At 48.7% G+C, this 25701-nt stretch carries 22 protein-coding genes and 1 pseudogene; 14 read left to right on the plus strand and 9 right to left on the minus strand.

The window, feature by feature from the left end; translation table 11 throughout:
- Positions 1–194: 194 nt before the first annotated feature.
- Positions 195–1511: an isocitrate lyase gene (gene aceA / locus CX664_RS20345; RefSeq protein WP_101748509.1), complete on the minus strand. Its 1317-nt coding sequence runs from the start codon at positions 1509–1511 to the stop codon at positions 195–197.
- 138 nt (positions 1512–1649) lie between these two features.
- Between aceA and CX664_RS20350 the strand changes: the two genes are divergently transcribed.
- The 4 genes and pseudogenes from CX664_RS20350 to CX664_RS20360 all read left to right on the plus strand — a co-directional run bounded on the left by CX664_RS20350 (position 1650) and on the right by CX664_RS20360 (position 5660).
- Positions 1650–2582 carry a LysR family transcriptional regulator gene (locus CX664_RS20350; protein ID WP_101748510.1) on the plus strand — a complete coding sequence of 311 codons (933 nt, stop codon included), beginning with the start codon at positions 1650–1652 and terminating at the stop codon, positions 2580–2582.
- Positions 2583–2767: 185 nt separating this feature from the next.
- Positions 2768–2899, plus strand: a complete 132-nt coding sequence (locus CX664_RS27880; protein ID WP_269674385.1) for a hypothetical protein — start codon at positions 2768–2770, stop codon at positions 2897–2899.
- 19 nt (positions 2900–2918) lie between these two features.
- A pseudogene (locus CX664_RS27885) lies at positions 2919–3318 on the plus strand (alpha-hydroxy-acid oxidizing protein).
- A gap of 158 nt (positions 3319–3476) precedes the next feature.
- On the plus strand, positions 3477–5660 hold the full coding sequence (locus CX664_RS20360) for a malate synthase G (RefSeq protein ID WP_101748512.1): 2184 nt from the start codon (positions 3477–3479) through the stop codon (positions 5658–5660).
- Between the two features lie 135 nt (positions 5661–5795).
- Here the strand turns inward: CX664_RS20360 and purB are convergent, their stop codons facing one another.
- The 3 genes from purB to mnmA form a co-directional block, all read right to left on the minus strand.
- The gene (gene purB / locus CX664_RS20365) at positions 5796–7166 is read right to left on the minus strand and encodes an adenylosuccinate lyase (protein ID WP_101748513.1); all 1371 of its coding nucleotides are present in this window, start codon (positions 7164–7166) and stop codon (positions 5796–5798) included.
- A gap of 166 nt (positions 7167–7332) precedes the next feature.
- A complete protein-coding gene (gene hflD / locus CX664_RS20370; RefSeq protein ID WP_101748544.1) occupies positions 7333–7950 on the minus strand; it encodes a high frequency lysogenization protein HflD in 618 nt (205 codons plus the stop codon).
- Between the two features lie 57 nt (positions 7951–8007).
- Positions 8008–9126 (minus strand): tRNA 2-thiouridine(34) synthase MnmA, encoded by a 1119-nt coding sequence (gene mnmA / locus CX664_RS20375; RefSeq protein ID WP_420810381.1) that lies wholly within the window; start codon positions 9124–9126, stop codon positions 8008–8010.
- Between the two features lie 314 nt (positions 9127–9440).
- Between mnmA and icd the strand changes: the two genes are divergently transcribed.
- From icd to clpA, 3 genes are all read left to right on the plus strand, one after another.
- The gene (gene icd, locus CX664_RS20380) at positions 9441–10697 is read left to right on the plus strand and encodes an NADP-dependent isocitrate dehydrogenase (protein ID WP_101748514.1); all 1257 of its coding nucleotides are present in this window, start codon (positions 9441–9443) and stop codon (positions 10695–10697) included.
- A 387-nt stretch (positions 10698–11084) separates the two neighbouring features.
- Entirely contained in the window at positions 11085–11441 is a 357-nt protein-coding gene (gene clpS, locus CX664_RS20385) for an ATP-dependent Clp protease adapter ClpS (protein ID WP_101748546.1), read from the plus strand.
- Positions 11442–11461: 20 nt separating this feature from the next.
- Positions 11462–13771 carry an ATP-dependent Clp protease ATP-binding subunit ClpA gene (gene clpA, locus CX664_RS20390; protein WP_101748515.1) on the plus strand — a complete coding sequence of 770 codons (2310 nt, stop codon included), beginning with the start codon at positions 11462–11464 and terminating at the stop codon, positions 13769–13771.
- A gap of 37 nt (positions 13772–13808) precedes the next feature.
- Here clpA and infA read toward each other — a convergent pair whose 3' ends face one another.
- The 3 genes from infA to aat all read right to left on the minus strand — a co-directional run bounded on the left by infA (position 13809) and on the right by aat (position 15553).
- Complete coding sequence (infA, locus tag CX664_RS20395) at positions 13809–14027, minus strand: translation initiation factor IF-1 (protein WP_020583463.1); 219 nt, start codon at positions 14025–14027, stop codon at positions 13809–13811.
- Between the two features lie 102 nt (positions 14028–14129).
- Positions 14130–14837, minus strand: a complete 708-nt coding sequence (locus CX664_RS20400; RefSeq protein WP_101748516.1) for an arginyltransferase — start codon at positions 14835–14837, stop codon at positions 14130–14132.
- The gene (gene aat, locus CX664_RS20405) at positions 14834–15553 is read right to left on the minus strand and encodes a leucyl/phenylalanyl-tRNA--protein transferase (protein WP_101748517.1); all 720 of its coding nucleotides are present in this window, start codon (positions 15551–15553) and stop codon (positions 14834–14836) included. Before aat ends, CX664_RS20400 begins: the two co-directional genes overlap by 4 nt.
- A 374-nt stretch (positions 15554–15927) precedes the next feature.
- Between aat and CX664_RS20410 the strand changes: the two genes are divergently transcribed.
- The gene (locus CX664_RS20410) at positions 15928–16323 is read left to right on the plus strand and encodes a hypothetical protein (protein ID WP_101748518.1); all 396 of its coding nucleotides are present in this window, start codon (positions 15928–15930) and stop codon (positions 16321–16323) included.
- 246 nt (positions 16324–16569) lie between these two features.
- Complete coding sequence (locus CX664_RS20415; protein ID WP_101748519.1) at positions 16570–16848, plus strand: 4a-hydroxytetrahydrobiopterin dehydratase; 279 nt, start codon at positions 16570–16572, stop codon at positions 16846–16848.
- 537 nt (positions 16849–17385) lie between these two features.
- On the opposite strand, the gene CX664_RS20420 is transcribed toward CX664_RS20415, so the two are convergent.
- Positions 17386–18324 (minus strand): YiiX/YebB-like N1pC/P60 family cysteine hydrolase, encoded by a 939-nt coding sequence (locus CX664_RS20420; protein ID WP_101748520.1) that lies wholly within the window; start codon positions 18322–18324, stop codon positions 17386–17388.
- A gap of 227 nt (positions 18325–18551) precedes the next feature.
- Between CX664_RS20420 and CX664_RS20425 the strand changes: the two genes are divergently transcribed.
- Entirely contained in the window at positions 18552–19100 is a 549-nt protein-coding gene (locus tag CX664_RS20425; protein ID WP_244910700.1) for a DUF1285 domain-containing protein, read from the plus strand.
- Positions 19101–19122: 22 nt separating this feature from the next.
- Here CX664_RS20425 and CX664_RS20430 read toward each other — a convergent pair whose 3' ends face one another.
- A complete protein-coding gene (locus CX664_RS20430) occupies positions 19123–20781 on the minus strand; it encodes an electron transfer flavoprotein-ubiquinone oxidoreductase (protein ID WP_101748522.1) in 1659 nt (552 codons plus the stop codon).
- Between the two features lie 427 nt (positions 20782–21208).
- On the opposite strand from CX664_RS20430, the gene CX664_RS20440 reads away from it, so the two are divergent.
- The 4 genes from CX664_RS20440 (at position 21209) to uvrC (ending at position 25701) form a co-directional block, all read left to right on the plus strand.
- Positions 21209–21958, plus strand: a complete 750-nt coding sequence (locus tag CX664_RS20440) for an electron transfer flavoprotein subunit beta/FixA family protein (RefSeq protein WP_101748524.1) — start codon at positions 21209–21211, stop codon at positions 21956–21958.
- Positions 21958–22887, plus strand: a complete 930-nt coding sequence (locus tag CX664_RS20445) for an electron transfer flavoprotein subunit alpha/FixB family protein (protein WP_101748525.1) — start codon at positions 21958–21960, stop codon at positions 22885–22887. Before CX664_RS20440 ends, CX664_RS20445 begins: the two co-directional genes overlap by 1 nt.
- 158 nt (positions 22888–23045) lie before the next feature.
- On the plus strand, positions 23046–23687 hold the full coding sequence (uvrY, locus tag CX664_RS20450) for a UvrY/SirA/GacA family response regulator transcription factor (RefSeq protein WP_101748526.1): 642 nt from the start codon (positions 23046–23048) through the stop codon (positions 23685–23687).
- 169 nt (positions 23688–23856) lie between these two features.
- Entirely contained in the window at positions 23857–25701 is a 1845-nt protein-coding gene (gene uvrC / locus CX664_RS20455; RefSeq protein ID WP_101748527.1) for an excinuclease ABC subunit UvrC, read from the plus strand.

Genomic DNA, 25701 nt, shown 5'->3' on the forward strand with positions numbered 1-25701 from the left:
TACACAAAACGGCTAGGCGTTACTATAGAGACTGCATCCATGCAGTCGTGCGGTTGCGATAAATTGGTCTAAAAATTCCTGCTTCTTCGTCAAATAGCCCCGCTATTCTCCTCAGAAGCAGAAATTTTTATCCTCAATTTCTCGCAATCCTCGCTACGGGGTCGCCTAGACGGACGCTTAAGTCCGACAGGCTCCTAGAACTGCTCTTCTTCCGTAGAGCCGGTTAATGCTGTTACTGAAGACTGACCACCCTGGATAACCGTTGTCATATCATCAAAATAACCGGTTCCAACTTCCTGTTGGTGGGCAACAAACGTGTAACCTTTTTCCGCAGCGCCAAACTCTGGCTCCTGGACCATCTCGACATAATGCTTCATACCTTCGCCCTGGGCGTAGTTATGAGCCAGTTCAAACATGTTGTACCACATGTTATGAATGCCTGCGAGGGTGATGAACTGGTACTTGTAGCCCATATCACTCAGTTCCTGCTGGAATTTGGCGATGGTTTCATCGTCCAGGTTCTTCTTCCAGTTAAAGGAGGGTGAGCAGTTATAAGCCAGCAGCTGATCCGGGTACTCAGCTTTGATCGCTTCTGCAAATTTACGGGCTTCATCCAGGTCTGGAGTGGCGGTTTCACACCACAGCAGATCCGCGTATGGCGCATAGGCAAGACCACGGGCAATTGCCTGATCAATACCGGCCTTGGTCCGGAAGAAACCTTCAGGGGTTCTTTCGCCAGTCAGGAATGCTGCATCGTAAGGATCGCAGTCAGAGGTGATCAGATCAGCAGCGTTGGCATCGGTACGGGCCAGAACAATGGTCGGTACATCGGCAACGTCAGCAGCCAGTCGGGCCGCAATCAACTTCTGTACAGCTTCCTGGGTGGGAACCAGCACCTTGCCGCCCATATGGCCACATTTTTTAACGGAAGCCAGCTGGTCTTCAAAGTGCACACCGGCAGCACCGGCTTCAATCATGCCCTTCATCAGTTCATAGGCGTTCAGTACACCACCAAAGCCTGCCTCTGCGTCCGCCACAATCGGGGCAAACATGTCAACATAGCCTTCATCACCCGCTTGTTTACCGGCTTTCCACTGAATCTGATCAGCACGACGGAAACTGTTGTTGATGCGTTTGACCACTGCCGGCACGGAGTCAACCGGGTACAGAGACTGGTCAGGGTACATGGTGCTGGCGGTATTATTATCTGCCGCAACCTGCCAGCCGGAAAGGTAGATCGCTTCAATACCTGCTTTAACCTGTTGCACGGCCTGGCCGCCAGTGAGGGCACCGAGACAGTTGACATAACCTTTTTTAGACTGGTTGCCATACACCAGGTCCCAGAGTTTCTCGGCACCCTGTCTGGCAATGGTGTTTTCGATTTTCACCGAACCTCTCAGACGAACCACGTCTTCTGCACTGTAGGTTCGTTTGACATTTTTCCAGCGCGGGTTCTCCGCCCAGTCCTTTTCAATGCGGGCAGTTTCTTCAGAGCGGTTATAGCGAGCCATGTTATTTTCCTCCCCCGGACAGCGAGGTGTAGTTATGCGACTGTTGAAATTCAAACAAATGTTTGATTAACGTCGCACATCCTAAACACCTGAGAAAGATTCTGGTAATTTATAAGAGTTATCTCGGGTATTTACAGAATGAATATTGCACGCATTGATCTGAATTTGATGGTTTACCTGGATGTTCTGCTCAGGGAGCGCAACGTAACCCGTGCCGCGGAACAGTTGGGAATTACCCAGCCCGCCATGAGCAATGGGCTGCGCAGACTGCGGGAGTTGTTTAATGATCCTCTGTTGATCCGGACCAGCGAGGGGATGACCCCAACAGAGCGTGCGCTTGAACTCCAGCCACTGATTCGTGAGGCATTACTGGCCATGGAGAAAACGATTCAGCCAAAAGAGAAGTTTGATCCTGAAACCAGTCAGCGGGTATTCCGGATCATGGCTTCTGATTATGCTGAATCAACCCTGATCCCTCTGGTGTTGAAGCAGGTTCGCTCATTGGCTCCGAATGTGACGCTGGATGTCCTGACGCCCAGTGATGTGAGCTTTCACGACGTGGAGCAAGGTTGGGTGGATATGGCCATTAACCGTTTTGACAGTCTGCCTCAGTCGTTTTACCAGTCACGGATCTGGCAGGATGATTTTTCCTGTGTGATGAGCAGGGAAAACCCGATACTGACTAATTTTACCCTGGACAGCTATCTTCAATCCCAGCATATCTGGGCCAGCAAAACCGGAATGGGGATTGGCGTAGGGGTTAATCCTGAGGATGTACAGCGACTGGGCTGGGTCGATGAAGCGCTGGCCGCTGTTGGCAAAAAACGTAAAATCAGTGTTTTTACCCGTCATTATCAGGTGGCGATGCTGTTGTCTGTCCAGAATGATCTGATCGCTACACTTCCCAGTCGGCTTGCAGATATTGAACGATTCAGTACCATGCTCGCTGTCGTCAGGCCCCCGTTTGAAATTCCATCATTTGACCTGTCCATGGCCTGGAGCCCTTTACTGCATCATGACTCTGCCCATCAGTGGCTGAGACAGATTATTAAATCCGTGGCGGAAAAGTGACCTTGTCGTTTGTTTTCACGCAGACAAACAAATAACACCATGAAATAACAGTCGCGACTGTTATTCTTTGTTTATCTGTGTTCTAATTTGCTTGCTTTCGCTGATTTGCGCGAAACAGAAGAGGAAAGTAAGACGTTATCCTCCGTTAAAGAAGTACAAAATCAGTTGGATTATTGGAGATAAAAATGGATTGGCTGAGTGACCTGGAAGCAGAGCATGCACTGTTTGATGTTGCCGAAGAGTGCAAGGAATTTATCGCCGAGTCATACTACTTGTTAATCTCTGAGCAGCAGCAGGGTGTTGTCCTGGACGACTGATTGACCAGAGCAGGCGTTATTGAAAAAGCCCTTTTCTTTTTCCCAAAAGAAAAGGGCTTTCTTTTTCCCTTCACAGAATCTGAAGCCGGACCAGACAGAACATCCGGATTTTGCACACTGGTTTCAGTTATATGTATTTAAAGACCGGGATTTTACCCGGCAGTTGATGGAAAGAGCCAGAAAGGCAGGTTGTAGCCATGGATCTACCCATCATGGGACAAAGGCATAAAGATGTAAAAAACAAGCTTTCAGCCCCTCCTCGGTTAACGGCTACATCACTGATTCAGTTCCTGAATCGCCCTGGCTGGTGTTTGAAGATGGCTTGCACATCACATCATACTTTCGGGAATATTGGCGAGACGAAAATCTCCAGCCTGGGCGCTCATAATTTGATTATTCCCGATCAATTTTCGATTTAACAGTCACCATTCACAGGATAAATAGACGTCATTGCGGGCATTAATTGGACATACCTTCTCGCTTCGATAAGATTGACGGTTGGATTGTTGTGTTTGTACATGGTTGCAGCATAATGTATACGTCAGTTGCATAATAATGATCAGGAAGTGAGGTTGAAATGACTGAACGCATCCAGAAAGGCGGCCTGCAAATCGCTCGGGTACTCCATGATTTACTGGTAAATGACATTGTTCCGGGAACCGGTGTGGACCCGGAGAAGTTCTGGCTGTCCCTCGAAGCCTTGGTTAATGACCTCGCCCCTGAAAACAAAGCGCTTCTGGCGCGTCGGGATGAACTTCAGCAGAAGATTGATGCATGGCACCAGCAAAACCGTTATACCGAAGAAACTAAGTCTGAGTACAGGTCTTTCCTTGAGGAAACAGGCTATCTGCTGCCTGAAGGGGATGACTTTGCCATCTCCACCAGCAAGGTCGACAGCGAAATAGCTCGTCAGGCAGGGCCCCAGCTGGTAGTTCCTGTTATGAATGCCCGCTTTGCCTTGAATGCAGCCAATGCCCGCTGGGGTAGCCTGTATGATGCACTGTACGGAACGGACGCTATTTCGGACAGCGAAGGAGCAGAAAAGGGCAAAGGATATAACCCCGTTCGTGGCAGAAAAGTGATTGAGTTTGGTCGTGAATTGCTGGATACAGCGACTCCACTGGCTTCCGGTAGCCATAAAGACGCCGTTCGCTATCAGGTGCTGGAGAACAGTCTGGCCATTTCACTTGAGGATGGTTCAATCACATCCCTGAAAGAGCCGGAAAAGTTCTGTGGCTATACCGGAACACCTGAAAAGCCCGACTCAATACTGTTGAAAAATAATGAGTTACACATTGATATTAAGATTGATTCTGAAGGTGTGATCGGCAGGGATGACGCTGCGGATGTACAGGATCTGATCGTTGAGGCGGCCATTACCACCATAATGGACTGCGAAGATTCCGTGGCGGCAGTGGATGCAGAAGACAAGGCCCTGGTATATCGCAACTGGCTTGGACTGATGAAAGGTGATCTGGAAGATACTTTCGTTAAAGGTGGCAAGCCGGTGACCCGAAAGCTGAGTTCTGACCGGATTTACACGGCACCAGACGGCAGTGAGCTGATCTTACCCGGCAGAAGCCTGATGTTTGTCCGAAATGTCGGCCACCTGATGACCAATGATGCCATTCTTGATGCTCAGGATAATGAAATCCCGGAGGGCATTATGGATGGTATGTTCACCGCCCTGATTGCCATTCACGACCTGAAGAAAAAAGCAGGTAACCAGCAGAACTCCCGGGAAGGCAGCATTTATATCGTCAAGCCCAAGATGCATGGTCCCGAAGAAGTCGCCTTTACCTGCAAGCTGTTTGCACGTATCGAAGCGGCGCTTGATCTACCTGCCAACACCTTGAAGGTGGGCATTATGGATGAAGAGCGCAGAACTTCCATAAACCTGAAAGCGTGTATCCGTGAGGCCAGAGATCGTATTGTCTTTATCAACACCGGTTTCCTGGACCGTACCGGGGATGAAATACACACCAGCATGGAAGCCGGACCTGTTATTCCCAAAGGAGAGATGAAACAGTCGACCTGGATCCAGGCCTATGAAGATCAGAATGTTGATATTGGTCTCCATACAGGACTGCCCGGCAAAGCCCAGATTGGTAAAGGCATGTGGGCGATGCCAGATGAGATGGCCAAAATGATGGAGCAGAAGATTGCTCACCCCCTGTCAGGGGCTAACACCGCCTGGGTGCCGTCGCCCAATGGCGCAACACTTCATGCCGTTCATTATCACAGAGTTAATGTTCTGGCCCGTCAGGAGGCGCTGTCCCGTCGTCAACAAGCCAGTGTTGATGACATTCTGCAAATTCCGATAATGACCGATCCAGGTAAATTATCCGCAGAGTTGATCCAGAAAGAGCTGGACAATAACGCCCAGGGCATTCTTGGCTATGTGGTGCGCTGGATTGATCAGGGTGTTGGCTGTTCCAAGGTTCCGGATATCAACGACATTGGTCTGATGGAAGACCGTGCCACGCTGCGAATTTCCAGTCAGCACATTGCCAACTGGCTTCGTCATGATATCTGTTCAGAAGCGCAGGTAATGGCAACCATGAAGCGTATGGCTGTGATTGTAGACCGACAGAATGCCGCTGATACCGCCTACCGGCCCATGGCACCAGACTTTGACGAGAGTATTGCCTTTGCGGCAGCCTGCGACCTGGTTTTCAGGGGTTGTGAGCAGCCTAACGGTTATACCGAGCCTGTACTTCATCAACGTCGAAAAGAGTATAAAGAGGCTCATTTTGCTTAAATGACTGACTATTCCGGTCGAATAAAAACGCTCTCAATCAACCGGTTAGCGGGTTAATTGAGAGCGTTTTCTCTATTGGGTCAACGATTCTCCCTGATCTTCTTTAACATTATTTTTAATGACTATGTGTCAGTGTTAAATAGCCAGAGCCTGCTCTACCGCATTACCAACATAGGTGGCTGGTGTCAGCGCTTTCAGCTCGGTCTTCACCTTGGCAGGAAGCTCCAGATCATCAATAAACGTTGCCAGAGTCGCTTTGGTAATGCCTTCCTGACCACGGGTCAGTGCTTTCAGCTTTTCATAAGGCTGTTCGATACCATAGCGGCGCATGACGGTTTGAATCGGTTCTGCCAGCACTTCCCAGGCGTTATCAAGGTCTTGCTGAAGACGGGCAGGGGAGGCTTCCAGCTTGCCAATACCTTTCAGGGTTGCGGCATAGGCAATCAGACTCTGGCCCAGACCAACGCCCATATTGCGCAGCACGGTGGAGTCCGTCAGGTCGCGCTGCCAGCGGGAAACCGGTAGTTTGGCAGCAAGATGCTGCATAATGGCGTTGGCGATGCCCAGGTTGCCTTCAGAGTTTTCAAAATCAATCGGGTTGACTTTGTGGGGCATGGTGGAAGAGCCTACCTCACCGGCCACCGTCTTCTGTTTGAAATACCCCAGAGAGATATAGCCCCAGACATCCCGGTCAAAGTCGATCAGAATGGTGTTGAAACGGCAGATGGCATCATAAAGCTCAGCAATGTAGTCGTGGGGTTCAATTTGGGTTGTGTAGGGGTTCCACTCCAGACCCAGGCTGGTGACAAACTGCTCGGCATGTTCAGCCCAGTCCACTTCCGGGTAGGCTGACAGATGGGCATTGTAGTTGCCGACAGCACCATTGATTTTCCCCATGGGGGCAATACTTTCGATGTGTTTCAGCTGACGCTTCAGGCGGTAAGCCACATTGGCCATCTCTTTGCCCAGGGTGGTCGGGGAGGCTGTCTGGCCATGGGTTCTGGACAGCATAGACTGGTCGGCATGGGTTCTGGCCAGCTGTTCAATGGCTGTGATGATGTTACGCATCTCAGGCAGCACGGCCTCGGTCATACCGGTTTTCAGCATCAGGCCATGGGCGAGGTTATTGATATCTTCCGATGTGCAGGCAAAATGGACAAACTCACTGATCGCTGACAGCTCATCATTGTTCTGAAAGCGCTCTTTGATCAGGTATTCCACCGCTTTCACATCGTGGTTGGTGGTGCGCTCAATCTCTTTCACCCGCTCAGCTTCGGCCATGGAGAAACCACTGACCAGACTGTTCAGCAGCTGGCTGGCTGGTTCAGACAGTGACGGAACCTCGGTAATGGCAGAATGGCTGGCCAGAGATTGCAACCAGTTAACCTCCACCGCAACCCGAAAGCGGATCAGTCCATATTCACTGAAAATGGTTCTGAGGGATTGGGTCTTATCACCATAACGTCCATCAATGGGAGAGACGGCGGTCAGTGCATTCAGCTCCATGTTTTATGCCTTAAGCTCAAGGGAAAAGGGCGCATGATAACGGATCCCTCTGTCAGATTCTAATCATTGGCCGGTTGGCCTGCAGAGAATGCTGAGCAGGAGGGAGATCACAGCCGGTTTTCCGATGCAGTGGATGGGGCGGGCACCGGGAAGTGCCCTTTGAAATTCAGCTATTAAGTCGCTTGAGGCCATCAAGTAACTTACTTCGGCTGATGAACAGGTGCCAGCGACTGCCACCACACTGACGCCAGAGGGCGGCCGAACGGATACCGGCCAGCAGGATGGCTCTGATCCGGTTGGCGTTAACCGGGTTTTGCAGGTGGCGCATATCGCCAGCCACCTGTATCCGGGTTTTAAAGGTGCTGATGGTATCCAGGTAGATGCTGGCCAGGCTGGCAATCACATTGTCATGCAGCATGCCAAAATGTTCGACCTGTTCTTTGGTTCGGTTGAGACGCTCACCGATGGTACTCAGCATCTTCCGGTTACGACTCAGCTTTTTCTCAATGTGAATCAGAGCCAGGGCATAGCGGATAACATCCCCCTGAATGGCGGAGCTGTCCCTGCTTAACACCGACTCCAGGGTTTTTCGTCCCATGGACAGACCATTGAAACCACCGTAAACCTGGGAAACATCATCCGGTGAGGTGACAAAAATACTGTGGATGGATGGGGTCAGAGCCTCTTCACTCCACTGCCCGGTCCTGGCCAGCTTGTCTACCAACTCTGCGGCCTGGAACACGCCAGATAATGCCGCCGCCTGGTCCTTTGTCGAATATCGCACCAATCTTCTTCTCTGGGATTTCCGTTGTCGTTGATAAGATTTTCAGTTTCGTGAAGGTCAAGCTGACGCTTGTATTCGTGTTTCAATAACACCGCCGCCAAGGCATACGTTCTCACCATAAAGGTCATCATAAAAGACCACCGACTGGCCCGGAGTGACTGCCCGTTGCGGCTGATCAAAGATAACCCGGTAATCACCGTTGGCTTCCTGGGTAAGCGTACAACGCTGATCCTGCTGGCGATAACGCACTTTTGCCTTGAGCTGACAGGGCATCTGTGGCGCTTTTCCTGAAACCCAGTCGATGTGCGAGCAGGTCAGGCTATCTGAGAAGAGCAGGGGGTGATCCTTGCCCTGGCCAGCGATTAGCACATTTCTTTCAAGGTCTTTATCAAGTACATACCAGGGCGCTTCATCGGCATTTTTCAGTCCGCCGATCCCCAGTCCCTGTCTCTGGCCAATGGTGTGGTACATCAAGCCCGAGTGTTCACCAATCACCTTGCCATCTTCCGTTTCAATAACGCCGGGTTGTGCTGGCAGGTACTGCTGCAAAAAGTCCTTGAATCGGCGCTCGCCGATGAAGCAGATGCCGGTGCTGTCCTTTTTGTTATGGGTAATCAGTCCGTGTTCTTCGGCAATGCGTCGAACTTCAGTTTTTTCCAGGTCACCGACCGGAAAGAGAGTGCGGGCAATCTGTTGTTCGCTTACTGCATGGAGGAAGTAGGTTTGATCTTTACTGTTATCAACCCCTTTCACCAGATAGCTATGGCCATCACGATCCACACGACGGCAGTAATGCCCCATCGCTATGTAATCGCTGCCGAGGGTGAGTGCGTAATCCAGAAAGGCTTTGAACTTGATTTCTTTATTGCACAGGATATCCGGATTCGGAGTTCTGCCGTTTTTATATTCATTGAGAAAATGTTCGAAAACATTATCCCAGTATTCAGCGGCAAAATTGGCTTTATGAAGATGGATGCCAAGTTTGTCACAGACGGCCTGGGCATCGGCCAGATCGGTCATTGCGGTGCAGTATTCAGACCCGTCATCTTCCTCCCAGTTCTTCATAAAAAGTCCTTCCACCTGGTAGCCCTGCTGTTGCAGAAGCAAAGCGGATACGGACGAGTCAACACCGCCGGACATGCCAACAATCACTTTGGTTTGGGAAGGATGCTTTATCACTGGGGTATACTGCCACCTGTCAAAAAATAGCTGGTCATTTTACCTTTCCCGCTAAATAAGCGCCATACCGCTGGAAATTTATAGTGGTAAATGCAGATGCTGGTTTCGCTTTTGTAACAAAACTTCATTTATTCCTGGCTAAGGATGGTATATGGTATACGCGTTTTTGTGCGGTCAGCTTGCCGTTGTCAGTGGTGCTTTTACCCTGCTGACACAGCTGTTGGATATGGCTGCATGCTTTAAATAACGACAAGAAGCGTTGAACCAGTCTTTGATCTGGCTAAACCGATGATTAGAGAACGGAGTTGATAATGGGATACCAAAAGATCAAGGTGCCTGCCAACGGTGACAAAATCACTGTCAACGAGGACCTCTCCCTGAATGTTCCCGATACCCCTGTCATTCCTTATATTGAAGGCGACGGTATTGGTGCTGACGTTTCACCAGCGATGCTGAAAGTTGTTGATGCTGCTGTGAAGAATGCCTACAGAGGGCAGCGCAAAATCGAGTGGATGGAAGTTTTCTGCGGTGAGAAGGCTACTCAGGTTTACGACGATAACACCTGGCTTCCGGAAGAAACACTTGAGGCTCTCAAAGAGTATGTTGTCAGCATTAAAGGCCCACTGACAACGCCGGTTGGTGGTGGTATTCGCTCGCTGAATGTGGCTCTTCGTCAGGAGTTGGATCTGTTCGCCTGCATTCGTCCTGTGCGCTGGTTCAAGGGTGTGCCAAGCCCGGTAAAAGAGCCGGAAAAAACGGATATGGTGATCTTCCGTGAAAACTCGGAAGATATCTATGCGGGTATCGAGTGGCAGGCTGGCAGTGCCGAAGCCGAAAAGCTGATCAACTTCCTGCGCAATGACATGGGCGTTACCAAAATCCGGTTTGAGCAAGATTGTGGTATTGGTGTCAAGCCTGTTTCAAAAGAGGGTACCGAACGTCTGGTGAAGCAGGCAATTCAGTTTGCCATCGATAACAACCGTAAATCGGTTACCCTGGTTCACAAGGGTAATATCATGAAGTTTACGGAAGGTGCTTTTAAGGATTGGGGCTATCAGACAGCTGTTGAATATTTCGGCGGCCAGCCTCTGGATGGTGGTCCATGGCATACTGTCAAAAACCCGAATACCGGTGAAGATATTGTCATCAAGGATGTGATTGCTGACGCTTTCCTGCAACAGATTCTACTGCGTCCGGCAGAGTATGATGTCATTGCCACCCTGAACCTGAATGGCGACTACATTTCTGATGCGCTTGCCGCCCAGGTTGGTGGTATCGGTATTGCTCCTGGTGCCAATATCGGTGCGCCAACGGCCGTCTTTGAAGCCACTCATGGTACTGCTCCAAAGTATGCAGGCCAGGATAAGGTAAACCCCGGTTCCGTCATTCTTTCTGCCGAAATGATGCTTCGTCACCTGGGTTGGAATGAGGCGGCAGATCTCATTATCAAGGGTATGGATGGTGCTATCGGTGCCAAGACCGTAACCTATGATTTTGAGCGACTGATGGAAGGCGCAACGTTAGTCAAGTGCTCTGAGTTTGCCGATGAAATAATTAACCACATGTAAGTTTTCAGTTAACTTTTCATCAGTTAAAGCCGGAAATTCATTTCCGGCTTTAATATTTTACCCCCCCTTTTTTATTGTACTTTCCACGTTTATCTCCTGTTGTTGTGAGTCGCCCGATCAATTTTCGAAAGTCGGTCATTGTGATTTGCTCCAGTATCTTTAGAATGAGAAGATAAATCCTGGCAAATTTGTCAATTTATTAGTAGGTGTGCACTAATTTATCTTCTGTCATCAAATGTCTGTAAACCGTGCCGATCAGTATTTTGTGCTCGTTGTTTTTATGATTAGCTTTTATGATTGGCAGTAGTAAATACTTGCGGTGCCATGAGTGTGCTGTTGGTTACCAGACAGTTAAGTTACAAATCGAAGGTTGGCAGTCATAAAACCATGAGTAATCTCGAACTGTTTCGTCTAAGCTTGCAAAAAGAGGGAGAGGAACAGGAAGGTGATCTGAGCGTTGCAGTCGTTCCGGAAAAAACCAGACTGGCTCCCCCTCCCATGTATCAGGTCTTGCTCCTGAATGATGATTTTACACCAATGGATTTTGTTGTTGAGGTACTGGAGAAGTTTTTCAGTATGCCAGAAGGGAAGGCGACTCAAATTATGCTGATGGTACATACCCAGGGAAAAGCCGTTTGTGGTGTATACAGCAAGGATGTCGCGGAAACCAAGGCTCAGCAGGTTAATGAATATTCCAGAGAAAACGACCATCCCCTGCTGTGCAAGACAGAAAAGGCCGATTAGCGTTTTCAAGGTTACACCATATGCTTAACAAAGACCTCGAAGCAACACTGAATAATGCATTTAAAGACGCCCGCGATAATCGTCATGAATTCATGACGGTTGAGCATCTTTTACTTGCTTTGCTTGATAATGAATCCGCAGCCAGAGTCCTGGTTTCCTGCGGAATTGATCTTCATAAACTTCGCCAGGACCTCACTGAGTTTGTCAGCTCAACGACCCCATTAATCCCCGGCGATGACCATGAGCGTGAAACGCAGCCAACACTTGGCTTTCAGCGAGTACTGCAGCGTGCTGTTTTTCATGTGCAAAGCTCCGGTAAAAAGGAAGTGACCGGTGCCAATGTACTGGTCGCTATTTTCAGTGAGCAGGAAAGTCAGGCTGTCTACTTCCTGAAGCAGCAGGATGTGGCCCGCATAGATGTTGTTAATTTTATTGCCCACGGAATATCCAAGACGCCGGGGCAGGAGCTCGAAGAGCTTGGTCACGACTTGTCCGATGATATGGAGCCGGAGAGCAGCAGTGGTGGCAGCAGCAAGAACCCCCTCAAACTGTATGCCACTGATCTGAATGATCAGGCGCGTCTTGGCAGAATTGATCCCCTGGTTGGTCGGGCTGAAGAAGTGGAGCGGGTCTGCCAGATTCTTACCCGTCGGCGGAAAAACAACCCTTTGCTGGTTGGCGAGGCCGGGGTAGGGAAAACGGCCATTGCTGAAGGCCTGGCCCGTCGGATTGTTGATGGTGACGTGCCTGAGGTTTTATCCAAGGCTGTTGTTTACTCCCTTGACTTGGGTTCGCTTCTGGCCGGGACCAAGTATCGCGGTGATTTTGAAAAGCGTTTCAAGCAGTTACTGAGTGAACTTAAGAAACTGGATCATGCGATTCTCTTTATCGATGAAATTCATACCATCATTGGTGCAGGTGCAGCTTCTGGCGGAGTGATGGATGCCTCAAACCTTCTGAAGCCAATGCTGACTTCCGGCGAGCTGCGCTGTATCGGTTCTACCACATTCCAGGAGTTTCGTGGGATCTTTGAAAAAGATCGGGCACTGGCAAGAAGATTCCAGAAAGTGGATATTGTCGAGCCCAACGTTGAAGACACCTTCCAGATACTGCTTGGACTGAAGAAGAAATTCGAAGAGCATCATGCTATCAAGTATCAGGATGAAGCCCTGAAAGCGGCGGCCGAACTGGCAGACCGCTACATCAATGATCGTCATATGCCCGATAAAGCCATTGATGTTATTGATGAAGCAGGGGCGTATCAGCGGCTTCAGCCTGAGTCCGAACGGAAAAAAGTTATTGATGTCGATGATGTGGAAAGGATTGTCGCCAAGATGGCCAGGATTCCGCCAAAGTCTGTCTCTTCCTCTGACAAGGAATTGCTTGGCAAGCTTGAGCGCAATCTGAAAATGGTGGTGTTCGGACAGGACGAGGCGATCACTTCATTATCCACGGCTATCAAGCTTTCAAGAGCAGGCCTCAAGGCACCTGAAAAACCCGTTGGCTCCTTCCTGTTTTCCGGACCAACCGGTGTCGGCAAAACAGAAGTTTGTCGCCAACTGGCAAAGGCCCTGGGTATTGAGCTCGTGCGCTTTGATATGTCTGAGTATATGGAAGCCCACACTGTCTCACGCCTTATAGGGGCACCCCCGGGTTATGTCGGGTTTGACCAGGGCGGTCTGTTAACTGAGGCCATCAATAAAACGCCGCACTGTGTGCTGTTGCTCGATGAAATAGAGAAAGGCCACTCCGATGTGTTTAATCTGTTACTGCAGGTTATGGATCATGGCACCCTGACGGACAACAATGGTCGTAAGGCTGATTTCAGAAATGTGATTCTGATCATGACCACCAATGCCGGTGCTGAAAACATGACCAGAAGCTCCATGGGCTTTCTTGAGCAGGATCATACCACTGACGGCAATGAGGCCATTAAGAAAACCTTCACGCCTGAATTCAGAAATCGTCTGGACGCCATTATTCCCTTTGCCTCACTCAATGATGAAATTATCAAGCATGTGGTTGATAAATTCCTCACTGAACTTCAGGCTCAGCTGGATGAGAAGCGCGTGCAGCTGGATGTTGATGACAAGGCTCGCAGCTGGCTGGCGGAGAAAGGTTTTGATCGCCAGATGGGTGCAAGGCCTATGGGGCGGGTTATTCAGGAACACTTGAAAAAGCCCATGGCAGAACAGATTCTGTTCGGAAAGCTTGCCGAGCATGGTGGTAATGTAAAAGTAACTGTTCGCAAGGGAGAGTTGTACCTCAAGTTTGAGGCAGCGAAAAGCCGTGCTTCCGATCTGGAGGCAATTGATGGTGGGGCAGGTTAGAAGACAGCGGGTAGGTGCTCAGGGGTGAGCACCGCTGTTAGCGAGAACGGTAAGTTATACGGCCTTTCGTCAGGTCGTATGGCGTCAGTTCTACCTTCACCCGGTCACCAGTCAGAATGCGGATGTAGTTCTTGCGCATTTTTCCGGAGATGTGCGCGGTAACAACATGGCCATTTTCCAGTTCTACACGAAACATCGTATTAGGAAGGGTGTCAATAACGACACCCTCCATTTCCAGACTCTCTTCTTTTGCCATTAAATAACTACCTCAAAGGGGTTGGTACGGCTTGGTTAAATTTGTTGGGCATTCTGCCTGAAAACAATTGGTAAAGCAAAGCACCCTTTACTGTCAGTCGTATTATTTCAATTGTCGCCATTCCTGACTGACATAAAGCTCCACGGGGTGGTATTCGATTTTGTAATTCATTTTCTGGCATTTCCGGATCCAATAGCCCAGATGGAGATAGGGTAGCCCGAGTTTTCTGGCATGATCGATAAGCCATAAAATACAATATCGACCAAGGCTGCGTTGTGAGCAATCCGGATCGTAAAAGGTGTAAATTGCGGAAAGACTGCTGCGTAAATGATCTACCACCGATACTGCAAGCAGTTGTCCGTCCAGACGGAACTCATAAAATGCGGTAAATTCGGTGCTTTCAACCAGAAAAGAGGTGAACTGTTCAATCGTTGCAGGATACATATCACCATCCTGGTGGCATTGATTGATGTACTTTTCATAGAGCAGATAATGTTCATCCTGAAAGTCTGAAGACACCTTGGCAACCCTGAGTGCAGAGTTGCGATTCCAGGTCTTTCGCTGCGTTCTTCTCATTTGAAAGGCATCTACGGGGATTCTTGCCGGTATGCAGGCCCGGCAGCGGTTACAGTGTGGGCGGTAAATATGCTGGCCACTTCGTCGAAACCCAACGTCGGCAAGGTCACTGCACAACTCTTTGTTCAGCGGAATTTCCGGATCCATAAATAGTGTGGTTGCCTGCTCCTCTGGCAGGTAACTGCATTCATGGGGTTGTGTGGCATAAAATTTGATATTTTTGTACTGGCTCATGATCGAAGGTCATTCCATTGCCATTCCTGTTTCCAGTCTGAACAGGAAGGTGCCTGTGAGCAATAGCGGTCCAAATAATCTACAAATCTGGATCTTGAAATCAATTTTGCCCCAAGAGAGTCCAAATGGTCTGAATAGACCTGACAATCAATCAGTTCAAATTGCCAGACTAAAAGTTGTTCAGAAAGGGCTGCCATGGCAATTTTGGAAGTATTGCTCTCTCGACTGAACATGGATTCAGCGAAAAAAATTCGCCCTTGAGCTACCCCATAAAGCCCTCCAACCAGTCTGTCTTCTTGCCAGACCTCAACAGAGTGTGCATGCCCGGCATTATGCAAAGCCGTGTAGGCGTCAATCATCTCATCGGTAATCCAGGTCCCTTCTGAGTCCCTGCGGATACTTGAGCAGGCCGTTATAACCGCCGCAAAGTCGTAATCAAAAGTAACCCGGTAGAGGCCTTTTCGCAGCAGCTTGCGTAATGATCGGGATAAATACAGCTCTCCCGGTTTCAACACCATTCGTGGGGAGGGTGACCACCATAAAATAGGGTCACCCTCATTAAACCAGGGAAAAATGCCTTGCTGGTAGGCCATTACCAAAGTGTCCACCGCAAGATTGCCCCCAATAGCCAAAAGCCCGTCCGGCTGTTTAAGCGCATGCTCAAGGGGAGGAAAGCCGATAACATGATCCGGCAAAAGTGTTATTGTCTCAGGCATTGTCTAACGTGTTGTTTTATCAAGCTGTTGAGTGCATTGGTGCGGTATCAGGATTACTGCTCCCATCAGAATACCCTATAACCCGGGCTTAGCCCATGAATTTGCAAGTTAGCCATGTATGGCTGCAACTTGGTAAAAAATTCCCTGAACAGGCAAAGTTATCTGTTCATTTTTCAGATAAGCCTTTCCATATGTCTTTTTATGTATTAGAATCCGCCAACTAGTCTACTGATATTCTGCTTTTAACCAGCCGCTTAATGAAGAATAACTCATATCTTCTTAATATTTCTCTCGCTTCAGTGCGTAACTCTCGCGCTGGTGGAAGCTTTTTATTAATTCCTATCTTATAAAACTCCCCGGAGGTAATCGAATCTATGGGTACCCTGAGCATGGGCGGAAGCATTGATACAAGCAGTGAAATGGATATCATTGAACAGCAACGCCTGGCAGCTCTTATTGAAATTACAGAGCAACACAACCGGGAAGTAAGCCAGCTCAAATCGCGCTTGGAAACTGCCGAGAAGAAAGCTGAAAAAGCTGCTGCCCAGCTGAAAAACATGGAAAATGAACTGAAAGATCTGAGAGCCAGCAATCCTGATCGAATGAAGAAGCAGATCAAGCGTCTTCAGGAACAGAATCGCACGCTTACTGGTGAAAACAGTGGTCTGAAAACCAAACAAAAGCAGCTTACCCAGCAGCTGAATACCGCAACTCAGGAGCTTGAGCAGCTGAAGTCTGAAGAGGCTGAAACAGAAACTGAGAAGGCGTAATTCCTAACCAGGATTACTGGTGACTCCTGGCAGTTCAGTAGGCATCCGGCAACCGCTCACCCCATGCTTTGGGTTGTTGCCGGTAAGTGCTTCGCAAGTTTCTTGTAGATATAGACTGCCTCGCAGGGTCTGTGTATTTTCTCCATAGCATGACCAGACAATTTACTTACCGGCATTTCTGGTGCCATCCCCTTATATTTGAATTAGACTGAATTTCGGTTTTTATTCAATAACAGGAGTGCACGTATGAATGACTGGGTTTCCTGTCAGTATGACAGCATTGATCATATTGAAAAATCCTTCGACTTTAAAAAATACTCTCGAGCTTTGGCATTCTGTAACGCCATTGCCTGTCTGGCTGAAGCTCATGTTCACCATCCGCGAATTGTTATTGAGTGGGGCAAGGTAGCTATTGCCTGGGGAACCCATCAATCCGATGAGGGTAGTGGCGTGCTGGCTATTGATCGGGCATTGGCACAGCGTTGCGATACTTTATATGAACAGATGAATGCCCCCGTTTCCTGATCCCCCGATACTCTGGGTATTTCGCCCAGAGTGAGCTCCCTTTGCGTGCGTATGAATCAGTGCCTGGGTCCTCATGCTTTGATTTTGAGAGTGGTTCATCCTGCTTCAAATCACACGCCCAAATGGCGAATGTGAGCCGTGAGCTATTGATTTCTTTGAATTTCTCTTAATATTATAAAATGATCTTAATCTTCAATGGACGTATTTTGATTCTGAATCATACTTACGATGCTGGTTTGATCGACTTCCCCCTACGATCAAATCAGCCTAGGTCAGTAATGACCTTGGTACTTGGATTGTGTACCTATGTTTCACTCCTAATGGTCTTAGCCCGTGTCTTCTTCCCCCAGAAGCGCGGGTTTCTTTTTGGCTGCCTTTTATGTTTCAGGCCTTGATCCACGAGGCTCTTAAAGATTTTTAGTTGGTCAGGCGAAGAACAAGTTGGCATTGTCTGCTTTTGTCTGCATGCACGGCATTTCGTTTGTTATGCATCAAAAACCCGGAAAATGATTAAATGGTATCATGCGCCTGGAGTGATCAGTGAGTTGAAGAAAAAGAGCCGCTCTCACCGCTGTTTTTCTTATCAGGAGAGAGGGGAGCCGCATCACTCAAAACCTCATGATCCACAGTGCTTTCTTTCTGTAGCTGCTCAATTTGCTGGGAAGACATATAAAAATCCGCTTCTCGACCCTCCAGCACCCGCTGACCATGCCAGGGCAATAGTCGATAATCTGCGTGATGACTGTAATCGAGAAATGGATACTTGATAATCTGAAAGTAGGGGGAGTAATCAAAGTCACGGGGCGTGCAAAGTTTCGGATTTCGTTGAAAGAGTTGTACGCCAGCATCGCCATCGTGTTTAACCAGGGGCAGGATGGGAAAGTGGATAAAACTAAAAGCTTCAGCAATCATGGTTGAGCAGACGGTTTTTGTTTCCTGGCCCGGAGAATGCTGAAATAATGAGGAGCCAAGTCTTCTGGGCAGGAAAGAGTAGGGGAAGAAGAACCGGGCAAGATCAAGAATCTGCCTGACATTGTAATCCATACCCAGGCGGCTGGTTGCGTAGTGTATGACTTTCTGGCTGTCACTGTAGCTCAGACCTTTAGGTCGGCATATCCGCAAATGCTCACCTTCATAGTTTTTCAGGGGCTGGATAGCGGTACCGATTCCCAGTTCACTCTCAATAATCAGTTGTTCATCAGGGGAGCCGCCATAGGATTCACTGACAATCTGGCGAATTCTGTCATCCTCAATATCGTGTAGTCGGCCAAGGTAAAGAATGGCATGGGACCAGGGGCTTTGAGTGGTTTGCTTGATAACCCGGCTGACTCTGGATCTTCCTTCAACCAACAGAACATCGCAGGGTTTAATTTCATGCCTGACACGTTCAAAATCACACAGAGGGCTTGTTCTTTCCTGAACGTTGTGGCTTAGCCAGTCTGTAAGGCATCCCGCAACCATTTTGAAGAGTTCCATACTCCAGTCCTGAGCCAATCTTTATTTCTTTATGTTAGCATTGGTTATTCTTTACATTATGAATTGATATAAATTTGACATTTTTTCATGAGTTCATCTGCTTGATGGCAAGCACCCTGAAAAACATCAAAAAGCTGTTATTACCAAATAAGGCATAATAATGGGCTGAATAGCCAGCAAGCATGGGAGTATGCTTTGTGAACAATGGATCAAAGCCGGAAAATATTGTGGCAAATCTGCAGTTTTTGAATAAGAAAAAAGGATTGCCTCCGGTACACAGCTGGAACCCTCCTTTCTGTGGTGATATTGATATGCGCATCAGTCGGGATGGCCGTTGGCACTACAATGGCTCCCCCATTGGCAGGGAATCAATGGTGAAGCTGTTTGCTTCAGTTCTCAGGCATGATGATGATGGCCATTACTACCTGGTTACTCCGGTAGAAAAAGTAAGAATTCAGGTGGATGATGCGCCATTTGTCGCGGTTTCTGCTGAGGTTCGGGATGGTGCGAATGGACCCGAATACCTGTTTACCACCAATGTTGGTGATGAGGTAGTGCTTAGCAATGAACACGGTTTGAAAATGATCAAAAGTATGAAAACCGGAGAATTCGTGCCTTATATCCGGGTTAGAGATCGACTGGATGCATTGGTAAATCGCAATGTGTTTTACCAGTTAGTGGCAGAGGCCGTTGAAACCCGGGTGGCTGAGGGGATAGAGTTAAGCATTCGCAGTCAGGGGCAAAACTATTCCCTGGGAGTTGTTGAGGGTGGCTGAACCACCCTCATCGCAGGAAAGGTCACATGTTTGGATAATTCGGGCCGCCAGCACCTTCCGGGGCAATCCAGGTGATATTCTGAGCGGGATCCTTGATGTCACAGGTCTTACAGTGAACGCAGTTCTGGCTGTTGATCTGAAACCGGTTTTCTCCGCTATTCTCGTCCACCACAATCTCATAAACCCCAGCGGGGCAGTACCTTTGTGCTGGCTCATTATAAGCCGGAAGGTTTTGCTTAAGCGGAATGGTTGCGTCTTTAAGCTTCAGGTGACAAGGCTGATCCTCCTCGTGATTAGTATTCGAGAGGAACACTGAACTCAACCGGTCAAAGGTGATCACACCATCAGGTTTTGGGTAGTTGATGGGGCTGGACTCTGCCGCAGGCTTAAGCTGGGCGTAATCCGCAGTGGTATCGTGCAGGGTGAATGGCAATTTGCCATTGAAAATATTGAGGTCTGCAAAGGCAAAGGCGGCACCAAAGAGGTTACCAAATTTATGCATGGCCGGACCGAAGTTCCGTTGCTGATGTAGTTCTTTATAGAGCCAGGACGCTTTGAATGCCTCATCAAAGGATTCCAGTTTATTGCCGCCCTCAGAGCCTGCACTCACCGACTTGAATACTTCTTCTGCCGCAATCATGCCGGACTTCATGGCGGTATGGGAGCCTTTTATTTTGGCGCCATTCATGGTTCCGGCGTCACAACCAATCAGGAGTCCGCCCGGAAAAGTCATCTCAGGTAATGATTGCGGCCCACCTTTGGCCAGTGCTCTTGCGCCATAGGAAACCCGTTTTCCACCTTCCAGGTATTGTTTGATAACCGGACTCTTTTTGAATCTCTGGAACTCTTCAAAAGGGCTAAGATGCGGATTTGAATAGCTCAAATCGGTAATAAGGCCCAGTACTACCTGATTATTCTCCAGATGGTAGAGGAATCCGCCACCGGTAGACCCGCTTTCAGCCAGTGGCCAGCCAGCAGTATGAACCACCAGGCCCTGTTGATGCTTCTCGGGTGCGATATCCCACAGCTCTTTAATGCCGATGCCATAATGTTGAGGATCACGCCCTTCATCCAGCTTAAAATGGCTGATAAGTTGCTTGCCCAAATGCCCGCGACATCCTTCGGAAAAGAGCGTGTATTTGGCGTGCAGCTCCATACCTGGCATAAAGCTGTCTTTCTCGTCACCGGAGGCTGAAATCCCCATATCTCCGGTGGCAATGCCCCTGACACTGCCATCGTCTTTAAACAGCACTTCCTGGGCGGCGAATCCCGGGAAAATTTCCACCCCAAGTGACTCGGCCTGCTCCGCCAGCCAGCGGGTGAGATTGCCGAGACTGATGATGTAATTGCCTTCATTGTGCATGGTTTTAGGCACAAACAGGTTGGGTACTTTTATGGATTTTTCTTCAGAACGAAGTACATAAATATCATCGGATGACACTGGAGTATTTAACGGCGCACCCAGCTCTTGCCAATTGGGAAACAACTCATTAAGCGCCGTTGGTTCAAAAACTGCCCCTGAGATGATATGAGCGCCAACTTCGGAGCCTTTCTCGACAACGCAGACACTAAGTTCTTTATCCTGCTCCTGAGACAATTGCATCAGCCGACAGGCGGCTGACAAGCCGGAAGGGCCTGCACCCACGATAACGACATCAAATGCCATGGATTCGCGTTCCATGATGAGCTTCCTCCCTGTCGGAGTGTTATTTTCAGAACGGTATTCAAACAACTGTTTGAAATTGCTTGGCATTATACTCAGTGTTTCCCCGAATGGACAACACGTCATTAGTTATTAATACCTATGCCCAGAAATGTTCCGGCTGCTGAACAGCTGCTATCTTGTCCCCCACAGCTATTCTGCAATCAGCAGAATCAGGTGTATTTCCGGTAATGCATAGTAACAGACACCTGTCTTAAATAAGAATATCTGAGTGAACTGATTGAAACATACGTTTGAACCCTTATTGACGTACTGGTAGACTGCGCTCAAGCAGATGTGTGAACACAGGTTGCTGAATGATAATAAAATTTGTCTGTCCGGTTGTTCGTTATCTGCTCGACAATTCAAGACCTGGCCAATAACGAGAAGGGAAGGCTGCGAACTCATGAAAATATTAGTAGCCGTCAAAAGAGTCATTGACTATAACGTCAAGGTTCGAGTGAAGGCGGATAACACTGACGTCGATCTCACCAACGTCAAAATGGCAATCAACCCTTTCTGTGAAATTGCTGTTGAAGAAGCAGTAAGACTCAAAGAGAAAGGTGTCGCTACAGAAATCGTTGCCGTATCCCTTGGTGCCAAAGAGTGCCAGGAGCAGATACGAACAGCGCTGGCTCTTGGTGCAGACCGAGGCATTCAGGTTCAGACTGATCAGCCGCTGGGTTCCCTGGCAGTTGCCAAACTGCTTAAGGCCATTGTGGATGAAGAAAAGCCTGACCTTGTTCTTCTGGGTAAACAATCCATCGACAGTGACAATGGCCAGACCGGTCAGATGCTTGCGGCACTTGCCGGTATGTCTCAGGCAACCTACGCCTCAGAAGTCAATGTTGACGGTGATAACGTTAATGTTACCCGTGAAGTGGACGGCGGTTTACAGACGTTAAGCCTGAAGCTGCCCGCAGTGATTACCACGGATTTGCGTCTGAATGAGCCGCGTTACGCATCACTGCCCAATATTATGAAAGCCAAGCGTAAGCCTCTGGATGTCAAATCACCAGAAGACCTCGGCGTAGCAGTGTCGTCTACTTTAACGACGATCAAAGTAGAACCACCGGCTGAACGACAGGCGGGTATCAAGGTGGCCAGCGTGGATGAGCTGGTAGAAAAATTAAAAAATGAGGCGAAGGTGATCTAATGGCCATACTAGTCGTTGCTGATCATGATAACAGCTCGCTCGGAGCGGGAACTCTGAACACGGTCGCAGCTGCTACCGCAATCGGGGGAGAGATTCACCTGCTGGTTGCAGGGTCCGGGTGTAGCGGAGTTGCAGAGCAGGCCTCTGCCGTAGCGGGTGTATCAAAAGTCTTGCTGGCCGAGAATGCTGCACTGGAAAACCGACTGGCAGAAAATGTCAGTCTGCTGGTTGCCGAACTGGGCAAGGATTACTCTCACCTACTGGCATCCACCTCAACCGATGCCAGAAATATGATGCCAAGGGTGGCAGCTTTACTGGATGTTGATCAGATATCCGACATCATCCGTGTGCAAAGCGAAGATACCTTTGCTCGTCCGATCTACGCCGGTAATGCCATTGCCACGGTTCAGTCCAGTGCATCTATCAAGGTTATTACCGTTCGTAACACAGGTTTTGACCCGGTTTCTGCGGAAGGTGGATCTGCCAGTGTAGAAACCGTCGCCAGCAGTCATGATGCAGGGGTATCGAGCTTTGTCAGTGAAGAGCTGGCTCAGTCTGACCGTCCTGAGCTGGCGGCTGCGGACATCATTGTGTCCGGTGGTCGTGGCATGGGTAATGGAGAGAACTTCGAGTTACTTTACAAAGTAGCGGACAAGCTTGGCGCTGCAGTCGGTGCTTCCCGTGCTGCCGTGGATGCAGGCTATGTACCCAATGACATGCAGGTCGGACAAACCGGTAAGATTGTTGCTCCCAAGCTGTACGTCGCCGTTGGTATTTCCGGAGCTATTCAGCATCTGGCTGGAATGAAGGACAGTAAAGTCATTGTTGCTATCAACAAAGATGAAGAAGCGCCCATATTTCAGGTTGCAGACTATAGTCTGGTAGCAGACCTGTTTGAAGCTATTCCGGAACTTGAAGGCAAGCTCTGATCAATAGACAACTTCCTTTTATAAAAAGTACCACTTTCGTTGAAAGTGGTACTTTTCTACTGGTTTTATGCCTTTTTTTTCTCCCGGGGTTTTAAGCTCCATCAACTCTGTGCATAATCTTTCACAATAAAGCGATAAGAAACATACCGGAGTAGATTTTGATACGAGTTCTGGTTGCGGATGATCATGATTTGGTGAGAGCTGGAATTTCTCGCATGTTAGCTGATGTTGAGGGTATTGCAATTGTTGCCCAGGCTGTCAGTGGTGAAGATGCTATCAGCCTTTATCGGGAATTTGCTCCGGATGTTACGTTAATGGATGTCAGAATGCCCGGCATTGGCGGGCTGGAAGCTACCCGGAAAATCTGCCAGATCAACCCTCATGCAAAAATTATTGCCGTAACCGTCTGTATGGATGACCCATTTCCCACCAGGCTGCTTGAAGCCGGCGCGTCAGGTTACGTCACCAAAAGTTCAAATATTACCGAAATGGTTACGGCCATTCGCACTGTATTTACCGGAAAGAAATACATTTCCCCGGAAATTGCCCAGCAAATGGCTTTAAAAGCTATAGAGCCAGACAGTGCGTCACCCTTCAATCAGCTCTCTCATCGCGAAATGCAGATAGCTCTTATGATTGTTAATTGCGAGAAAGTACAGACCATATCTGATAAGTTATGCCTGAGTCCCAAAACGGTGAATAGCTATCGCTACCGGATGTTTGAAAAGCTGAATATCACCAGTGATGTAGAGCTGACACACTTGGCTATTCGCCATGACCTGGTAGATACCATAGAGTGAACGCTGCCTTACAGGCTCTGATGAACCTCTTGTTGAGTTCCTTCCGCTACTCCCGGTGCTGATGCCCGAAAATACTGTTACCTGTACTGAAAAATGCAGGCTTATTCGTTTCTACCGCGCTGTGAAGATATAATGAGCAGTTGATTTGATAACCGTTGTCTGGTGGTTCATGACAGGTAGTGAAGAAAGCAAAAAGTTTGATCACAAATCATTTCTGGAAAAGGTGTCCAGCCGTCCGGGTGTCTATGATATGCGTGATCACCGTGGCAAAACACTCTATATCGGTAAAGCGAAAAATCTTAAAAATCGTCTCTCAAGCTACTTCCGGGCAACGGGTCTTACCACCAAAACCATGGCTTTGGTAAGCAAGATTGCTGATATTCAACTGACGATTACCCACACTGAAACTGAGGCGCTGCTGCTTGAGCAAAACCTGATAAAAGACAGAAAGCCACCCTACAACATTTTGCTGAGGGACGATAAGTCATACCCCTATATCTATATCTCCGGTGATGATGATTTCCCCAGGATGGACTCCTGTCGTGGACGTAAACGACAAAAAGGCCAGTATTTTGGGCCGTACCCCAGTAGCGGAGCGGTTCGGGAAAGCCTGCACCTGCTGCAGAAGATTTTTAAGATACGTCAGTGTACTGACATCTATTTCAACAATAGAACCCGGCCCTGCCTGCAATATCAAATCAACCGTTGCAAGGCCCCCTGTGTTGGCCTGGTCTCAAAAGAAGAGTACCAGCAGGATCTTGAGGATACCCGGCAATTCCTGGATGGCAAAAACCAGCAGTTAATCCGTTCGCTGATAAAGCGCATGGAAGATGCTGCGGAATCCCTGGATTTTGAAGAGGCGGCGGCAACCCGGGATAAAATCAACCACCTCCGGGCTGTTCAGGAACAGCAGACGGTGACCAAGTCGGCCGGTGATATTGATGTGATCGGGTTTGCCCAAATGGGTGGCAATACCTGTTTTGATGTGCTTTTTGTTCGTTCTGGCAGGTTGCTTGGTCATAAATATTACTTTCCTGATTTTAAGCTGGAAGCTGAACGGTCTGATTACCTGGAAGATTTTATGGCCCAGTTCTATGTAAGGCTGTTTGCCAGTCGTGATTTTCCCGAGGAGATCGTGGTTCCGTTTGGGCTGGCCGGTGCAGATACTATTGAAGACGCGATCCAGGCGGTTTCTGGCAAGAAAATCAAGATCAAGGACAAAGTACGTTCTGAACGGCACGATTGGTTAGGTTTGGCTAATAAAAATGCGCAGCAGAATCTTGAAAGTCACCTGGCGAGCAAGAGCCATTTAAACCAGCGATACGCACAACTTAAGGGTTTGCTGGACATTGAGCAACCCATCCTGCGTATGGAGTGTTTCGACATCAGCCATACCATGGGGGAGGCAACCGTTGCGTCCTGTGTGGTATTTGGTCCGGAAGGGCCGGTGTTCAGTGAATACCGTCGTTACAATATCACTGGTATAGAGCCCGGGGATGATTATGCCGCCATGGCGATGGCTCTTGATAAGCGTTATCAGAAACTGGCGGAGGCAGATGCAGGGGAGGGGGCCAGGCCGGATCTTATCATTATTGATGGGGGTAAGGGGCAGTTAGGAAAGGCGTCGGAGGTGATGACCAGGCTGCAATTGCCAATTCCCCTGCTTGGGGTTGCCAAGGGGGTAACCCGAAAGCCCGGACTTGAAACATTGATTTACCAGGATCAGGAGCTCAACCCCGAAGGTGCTGACGCAGCATTGCTGTTGATACAACAGATCCGGGATGAAGCACACCGCTTTGCCATCACCGGGCATCGACAGCGCAGGCAAAAGGCCAGAAACCGTTCCGTGCTGGAAGATATTCCGGGTATTGGCAGCAAAAGGCGATCAGCTCTATTGAAGTTTTTTGGTGGTCGTGAAGGCGTGAGTGGTGCAACCATCGAAGAATTGAAGAAAGTTGAGGGCATCAGTCTGAAGCTGGCGCAGCAGATACATGAATATTTTCATAATGACTAG

The sequence above is a fragment of the Endozoicomonas acroporae genome (assembly GCF_002864045.1).
GTDB classification, from domain to species: Bacteria; Pseudomonadota; Gammaproteobacteria; order Pseudomonadales; family Endozoicomonadaceae; genus Endozoicomonas; species Endozoicomonas acroporae.